General features: G+C 39.5%; 3 protein-coding genes. 1 reads left to right on the top strand and 2 read right to left on the bottom strand.

The annotated features are described in order from the left end of the window. Positions 1–395 precede the first annotated feature (395 nt). Together AX663_RS10370 and AX663_RS06065 are read right to left on the bottom strand one after the other, a co-directional pair. A protein-coding gene (locus tag AX663_RS10370; RefSeq protein WP_156246899.1) for an IS3 family transposase occupies positions 396–1,747 on the bottom strand; the annotation gives its coding sequence in 2 pieces (ribosomal slippage) (positions 396–1,297 and positions 1,297–1,747; 1,353 coding nt in all). A 53-nt stretch (positions 1,748–1,800) separates the two neighbouring features. Beyond that, positions 1,801–2,145 carry a hypothetical protein gene (locus AX663_RS06065; protein ID WP_231724216.1) on the bottom strand — a complete coding sequence of 115 codons (345 nt, stop codon included), beginning with the start codon at positions 2,143–2,145 and terminating at the stop codon, positions 1,801–1,803. 592 nt (positions 2,146–2,737) lie between these two features. On the opposite strand from AX663_RS06065, the gene AX663_RS06060 reads away from it, so the two are divergent. After that, positions 2,738–7,090 (top strand): glycoside hydrolase family 70 protein, encoded by a 4,353-nt coding sequence (locus tag AX663_RS06060; protein ID WP_060973021.1) that lies wholly within the window; start codon positions 2,738–2,740, stop codon positions 7,088–7,090. Positions 7,091–7,343: the final 253 nt, after the last annotated feature.

Genomic DNA, 7,343 nt, shown 5'->3' with positions numbered 1-7,343 from the left:
TTTGGCAACTGCAACAGGTCTCGCCTTTCTTGCTAAACGTAAGAAAGATGAAGAATAGGTCGAAGATTATTCGTATTTCAGAATTGTAATAGTCTTTGCAATGTTCAGATAAGCGCAAAAAAACACCTTCATGTTAGCTAACCATTCTAGCTAGAAGGTGTTTTTTGATTTGGAGATGTTGTGATAGTTTCAAAATGGAACAAACCTTTTGAAATACTAACGACTACATAAAAATAGGAGACCACTTAAACATGGACTCCTATTTGTTGGTTTTCTCATTATCTTGTTTATACATCACTGTTCCCACAGTTACGAGAATAGTTAACAGAATCGGTATAAATCGAAAAACTCCCCAGTCAGGGTCTGTACTGACCCCAAAAAGTTAGACAAATAATTTAAGCAAAGGATTTAGTTCTGTATTGCACAGGACTAAGTCCTTTTAGTTTTATCTTAATGCGTTTGTTATTGTAATAATTAATATAGTCTACAATAGCTTGTTCCAAATGCTCAATTGACTTAAACGTCTTCTCATAACCATAAAACATCTCAGACTTAAGAATGCTAAAGAAGGATTCCATCATGCCGTTGTCTGGACTATTGCCTTTACGTGACATGGAGGCTTGGATTCCTTTCTCCTCTAAAAAATGATGATAGAAATCATGTTGATATTGCCATCCCTGATCACTGTGTAGAATAGTTTTCTCATAGCACTTCTCTGTGAAGGCTTGTTCCAACATCATTTTTACTTGTGCTAAGTTGGGCGAAGTAGAAAGATTGTAGGCGATAATTTCGCTGTTAAAACCATCTAAAACTGGTGATAAATAGAGTTTTTGGCTGCTTGCTGGAATGGCAAACTCTGTCACATCTGTGTAGCACTTTTCCATTGGTTTTAATGCTTCAAACTGGCGTTGAATGAGATTCTCTGCTTTCTTACCAACCTCTCCTTGATATGAAGAATACTTACGTTTACGACGAATTCGAGCACTTAAACCAAGAACCTTCATCAGACGTTGCACTTTCTTATGATTTACCATGAAGCCACGATTTCTCAATTCAAGAGTCATTCGACGATAGCCGTAATTTCCTTTATGCTCACAATAAATTGATTGAATTTCAGCTTTAAGCACTTTATCTTTGTCAAATCCATCTAGTTGTTTCAACTGATAGTAGTAAGTTGAGCGAGCTAAACCAGCCGTTTCAAGAAGTAAATCTAGTCGAAATCCTCCTGTGACCATTTCTCTAATTGTCTCTGCCTTTCTCGCTGTAAGGCTTCGTCCCTGTCTTCTAGTTCTTTTAACTTTTTTAGGTAAGCCACCTCGGTACGTAAGCGTTCATTCTCCTCTTGGAGTCGTTCTAGTTCTGTCATTTCTTCCCAAGTTTTCTTACGTTTACGTCCCATTTTAGGTACTCTCTCTCTTGTTTTTTCAACAATAGTATACCCATTTTTCTTGTATTGTGCTATCCAATTTTTCAACAGAGAAGGATTGGGTAGAGCATAATCTAAAGATACACTTTTTCGTGAACGACCTTCAAGCAACACTTTATTAATTATTTCTTCCTTTAATTCGGGAGAATAGTAACGATTCTTCCCTTTTTTGACGATTTCTATTCCGTAACGTTCAATCAACCTCACCATATATTTTAGTCCAGAAACATCCACACCAAATCTTTTGGAAAGCTCTTTGAAGCTTCTCCCTTGTTTTCTCAGTTCATATATCTGAATCTTGTCCTCATAAGTTAATTTCATAATAAAAACACCTCAAAAATTAGATTTTTTCTGTCTAACTTTTGGGGTGCAGTTCAGTCATAAGCCAAAAGGACAGAAGCTATATAAAAAATGATGCTTGTGTATAAGAAGTTTTTATTACCTTTTTTACGACCAATACCTGTTAAAATAGTTGCAATGATAAAACTAATCAAACTAGGTGCTAGGAAAATTATTATAAGCATTCCCCAAGGATTTGACAGACCGAAGAGCAAGAATAAGACAAGATAGACTATGGCTAAATAAAAGGCAATTGACAGGAGAATAGAAGCAACTCTGTTGTCTGGAGAATTATTCTTAATGAGGTCCGGCTTAATGACCTCTTGACCAGTCTTACCCTTATCTTGGCTTGTGTTGAAGTTTGTATGTTGTACTGACATCTTTCTCACCTACCCCTCTATTTGTGTCTAAATAGGTTAATTCTTTCACCTTTATTATACTCCTTTTTTCCTTAGTTTCAGCAAGATTGATAGGCTTTTGAGACATTTTTATGTGATGGCTTGTTGCTCGATGTTCTGCTTTCTTACTGGCACTATAGTGCCCCAATTTAAAGCCCTTACACCTCGGTAAGTAATGAGTCGCTTAGATAGTTAGAATTTATTTTCAGTATGAGAAGCTCTCCTAAAAAACCATCATCTTTACAAACCTAATGATTTAGTTAGGATGTAAATCTTAGATGACTCAAGAGAAGAAGTCTTAAGGATTTTGTGAATTTTCATTAGATTTCCTTGTAATCCCATTAAAAGAAGCACCTTATCAATAATCATTCTAAATAGCTATAGATTATCAATTATCTTTTTCTCAACAACACTAAAATGAGCATGTTTATAATGCTAAAGACTCATTTAAAACTAATGTCATTAAAACAATAAAAGGACTTTTCTAAAAATTATGAAAATTTATCGAATCTTATTGAAAAAAAGCTTTCAATGATTTAGAATGAAGCTATAAATGGGAAAAAGGAGTCTTTTTATTATGGACAAAAAAGTACATTATAAAATGCACAAAGTTAAGAAACAATGGGTAACCATCGCAGTGACAGGTTTGTCTCTCGGTGCGGTCTCAGCGGTTTCTTTAGGGACTAACGACAGTGTCGTTCAGGCCGACGAACACACGGATGCTACTGTAGCCATCCCCGATATTACTGTTGATACGGGTACTGTATCTAACGATACAACGGCTGCTCAGGATCCAACTACAGCAGTTGCAACGACAAACAATGCCGCAACTGACCAAGTAGCTCCAACAGCAACTTTCGATTTGACAACTGATACAACAACTACAGTTGCAGCGAATGCTGTTGATACGGCAGCGACAGTCGTCTCTGATCGTGCGGCAACTACAACAGATACAACAGCAGCCAACGATACAGCTGTTGACACAACAAATAACAATACTACAACTGATACAACAACAGTTACAGACCGTGCAGCGACACGTGAACGTCGTGCGACTGGTGCCCGCCGTGGTCCTACAGGAGGCCGTCGTGCCACACCAGTTGCTGGTAATAATAACAATGCTAACAATACGGTCACAGTAGTAAATAACGACCTTCCAGCAACTAACAATGTTGTAACTGATGGTCCAAGCCACATCAAAACAATTGATGGAAAACAATACTATGTTGAAGATGACGGTACTATTCGTAAGAACTATGTCCTTGAACGTAACGGCGGAAGCCAATACTTCAACGCTGAGACCGGTGAATTGTCTAACCAAAAAGATTACCGTTTCGACAAGAACGGCGGAACAGGTTCATCAGCTGACAGCACAAACACAAACGTTACTGTAAATGGTGATAAAAATGCCTTTTATGGTACAACTAATAAAGATATCGAACTTGTTGACGGTTACTTCACTGCCAACACATGGTACCGTCCAAAAGAAATCTTGAAAGACGGTAAAGAGTGGACTGCCTCAAGTGAAAATGACAAACGTCCATTGCTTACGGTTTGGTGGCCAAGCAAGGCTGTCCAAGCAAGCTACCTTAACTACATGAAGGAGCAAGGTCTTGGTACGAATCAAACCTACACATCATACAGTTCACAAACTCAAATGGACCAAGCAGCGCTTGAAGTTCAAAAGCGTATTGAGGAACGTATTGCGCGTGAAGGCAACACTGACTGGTTGCGTACAACTATCAAAAATTTCGTGAAGACCCAACCAGGTTGGAATTCAACTTCTGAAAATCTTGATAACAGCGATCACTTGCAAGGTGGTGCCCTTCTCTATAACAACGATAGTCGTACAAGTCATGCTAACTCTGACTATCGTCTCTTGAACCGCACACCAACTAGCCAAACAGGTAAACGCAATCCTAAGTATACTAAGGATACAAGCAACGGTGGTTTCGAGTTCTTGTTGGCTAATGATATCGATAACTCAAACCCTGCGGTTCAAGCTGAGCAGTTGAACTGGCTCCACTACATCATGAACATCGGTACTATCACTGGTGGTTCTGAAGATGAAAACTTCGATGGTGTTCGTGTCGATGCCGTGGATAATGTCAATGCCGACCTTCTCCAAATTGCTTCAGATTACTTCAAAGCTAAATATGGTGCTGATCAAAGTCAAGATCAAGCCATTAAACACATGTCTATCTTGGAAGCATGGTCTCACAATGACCCATACTACAATGAAGACACTAAAGGTGCTCAATTGCCAATGGATGACCCTATGCACTTGGCATTGGTATATTCACTCTTGCGTCCAATCGGTAACCGTTCAGGAGTTGAACCACTCATTTCAAATAGTATGAATGACCGTTCTGAAAGTGGTAAAAACTCTAAACGTATGGCTAACTACGCCTTTGTGCGTGCTCACGACTCTGAGGTACAATCAATCATTGGTCAAATCATCAAAAATGAAATCAACCCTCAATCAACAGGGAATACCTTCACTCTTGATGAAATGAAGAAAGCCTTTGAAATCTACAACAGAGACATGCGTAGTGCTAACAAGCAGTACACACAATATAATATCCCATCAGCATATGCCTTGATGCTTACGCATAAGGACACTGTGCCACGTGTTTACTATGGAGACATGTACACAGATGATGGTCAATATATGGCTCAAAAATCACCATATTACGATGCTATTGAAACCCTCTTGAAAGGCCGTATCCGCTATGCAGCTGGTGGTCAAGATATGAAGGTTAACTACATCGGTTATGGTAATACTAATGGTTGGGATGCTGCAGGTGTCTTGACTTCTGTACGTTATGGTACAGGGGCTAACAGTGCTTCTGATGCTGGTACAGCAGAAACACGTAACCAAGGTATGGCAGTTATCGTTTCAAACCAACCAGCCCTTCGTTTGACAAGTAACTTGACTATTAACATGGGTGCGGCTCACCGTAACCAAGCTTATCGCCCATTGCTTTTGACAACAAAGGATGGTGTGGCTACTTACTTGAATGACAGCGATGCTAACGGTATTGTCAAATACACTGATGGTAACGGTAATTTGACATTTAATGCAAGCGAAATCCGTGGTATTCGTAACCCTCAAGTTGATGGTTACCTTGCGGTTTGGGTACCAGTAGGTGCTTCTGAAACTCAAGACGTGCGTGTGGCACCAAGTAAAGAAAAGAACAGCAGTGGTTTGGTTTACGAATCAAATGCTGCCCTTGATTCACAAGTTATCTACGAAGGTTTCTCTAACTTCCAAGACTTCGTCCAAGACTCATCACAATACACTAACAAGAAGATTGCTGAAAATGCAAACCTCTTCAAATCATGGGGGATCACATCATTCGAATTTGCCCCACAATACGTTTCAAGTGATGACGGTAGCTTCCTTGACTCAGTCATCCAAAATGGTTATGCCTTTACAGACCGTTATGATATTGGTATGAGTAAGGACAACAAGTACGGTTCATTGGCTGACTTGAAAGCAGCTCTTAAATCGCTCCACGCTGTAGGTATCTCAGCGATTGCTGACTGGGTTCCAGACCAAATCTACAACCTTCCGGGTGATGAAGTGGTCACTGCAACTCGTGTTAATAACTATGGTGAAACTAAAGACGGCGCAATCATCAATCATAGCCTCTATGCTGCTAAGACACGTACTTTTGGTAACGACTACCAAGGTAAATATGGTGGTGCCTTCCTTGATGAATTGAAACGTCTTTACCCACAAATCTTTGACCGTGTTCAAATCTCTACTGGTAAACGTATGACTACTGACGAGAAAATTACACAGTGGTCTGCGAAGTACATGAATGGTACTAACATTCTTGACCGTGGTTCAGAGTACGTGCTTAAGAATGGTCTAAGTGGTTACTATGGTACAAATGGTGGTAAAGTTAGCCTTCCAAAAGTAGTCGGAAGCAACCAATCAACTAACAACGACAACCAAAACGGTGATGGTAGTGGTAAGTTCGAGAAGAGCTGGGGCAGTGTTTACTATCGTTATAACGATGGCAAACGTGCTAAGAATGCCTTCATCAAAGATAACGACGGAAATGTTTACTACTTTGATAACTCAGGTCGCATGGCAATCGGTGAAAAGACTATCGATGGTAAACAATACTTCTTCCTCGCTAATGGTGTGCAGTTGCGTGATGGTTATCGTCAAAACCGCAGAGGTCAAGTGTTCTACTATGACCAAAACGGTGTCTTGAACGCAAACGGCAAACAAGATCCAAAACCAGACAACAATAATAATGCATCAGGACGTAACCAATTCGTTCAAATTGGTAATAACGTTTGGGCTTACTATGATGGTAATGGTAAACGTGTAACAGGTCACAAAAACATTAATGGTCAAGAACTCTTCTTCGACAACAATGGTGTCCAAGTTAAAGGTCGTACCGTTAATGAGAATGGCACTATCCGTTACTATGATGCTAACTCAGGCGAAATGGCTCGCAACCGTTTTGCTGAAATTGAACCGGGTGTTTGGGCTTACTTCAATAATGATGGAGCAGCCGTAAAAGGTTCACAAAACATCAATGGTCAAAACCTCTACTTTGATCAAAATGGCCGTCAGGTCAAAGGTGCTTTGGCAAACGTAGATGGTAACCTTCGTTATTATGATGTAAACTCAGGTGAGCTCTACCGCAATCAATTTCACGAAATTGATGGTAGCTGGTATTACTTTGATGGTAATGGTAATGCTGTCAAAGGCATGGTTAATATCAATGGTCAAAATCTCCTCTTTGATAACAATGGTAAACAAATCAAAGGTCATTTGGTTCGCGTAAACGGTGTTGTTCGTTACTTTGATCCAAATTCAGGTGAAATGGCAGTTAACCGTTGGGTTGAAGTAAGTCCAGAATGGTGGGTTTACTTTGACGGTGAAGGCCGAGGTCAAATCTAATCGTTTCCAAACTGTATGAACCGAGACAACAGTCTCGGTTTTTATGGCGTAACTGGGTTTCCGTAAAGACTTAGATGTGGACTGTGAATAGTCAATTTAACCCGTTTCTTGAGTTAGTTGTGAAAATACCTCTGACTATTTGGTGCCCAGGATGACATCAAAATAGCCTAATCCAAATAACTATTATTAATACATAATTTAATACGAGAAAACTTTGAATTTAGGGATTTTCATTAAATGGTTCCAATCTATT

The sequence above is a fragment of the Streptococcus sp. CCH8-H5 genome, from assembly GCF_001556505.1.
Lineage (GTDB): Bacteria > Bacillota > Bacilli > Lactobacillales > Streptococcaceae > Streptococcus.
Note: the sequence above shows the minus strand (reverse complement) of the source record. Positions and strands in the feature narration are given on the sequence as shown.

Bases quoted from the DNA above. Each gene is read 5' to 3' on its own strand.
- AX663_RS06065 (WP_231724216.1), bottom strand. From the start codon at position 2,145: ATGTCAGTACAACATACAAACTTCAACACAAGCCAAGATAAGGGTAAG.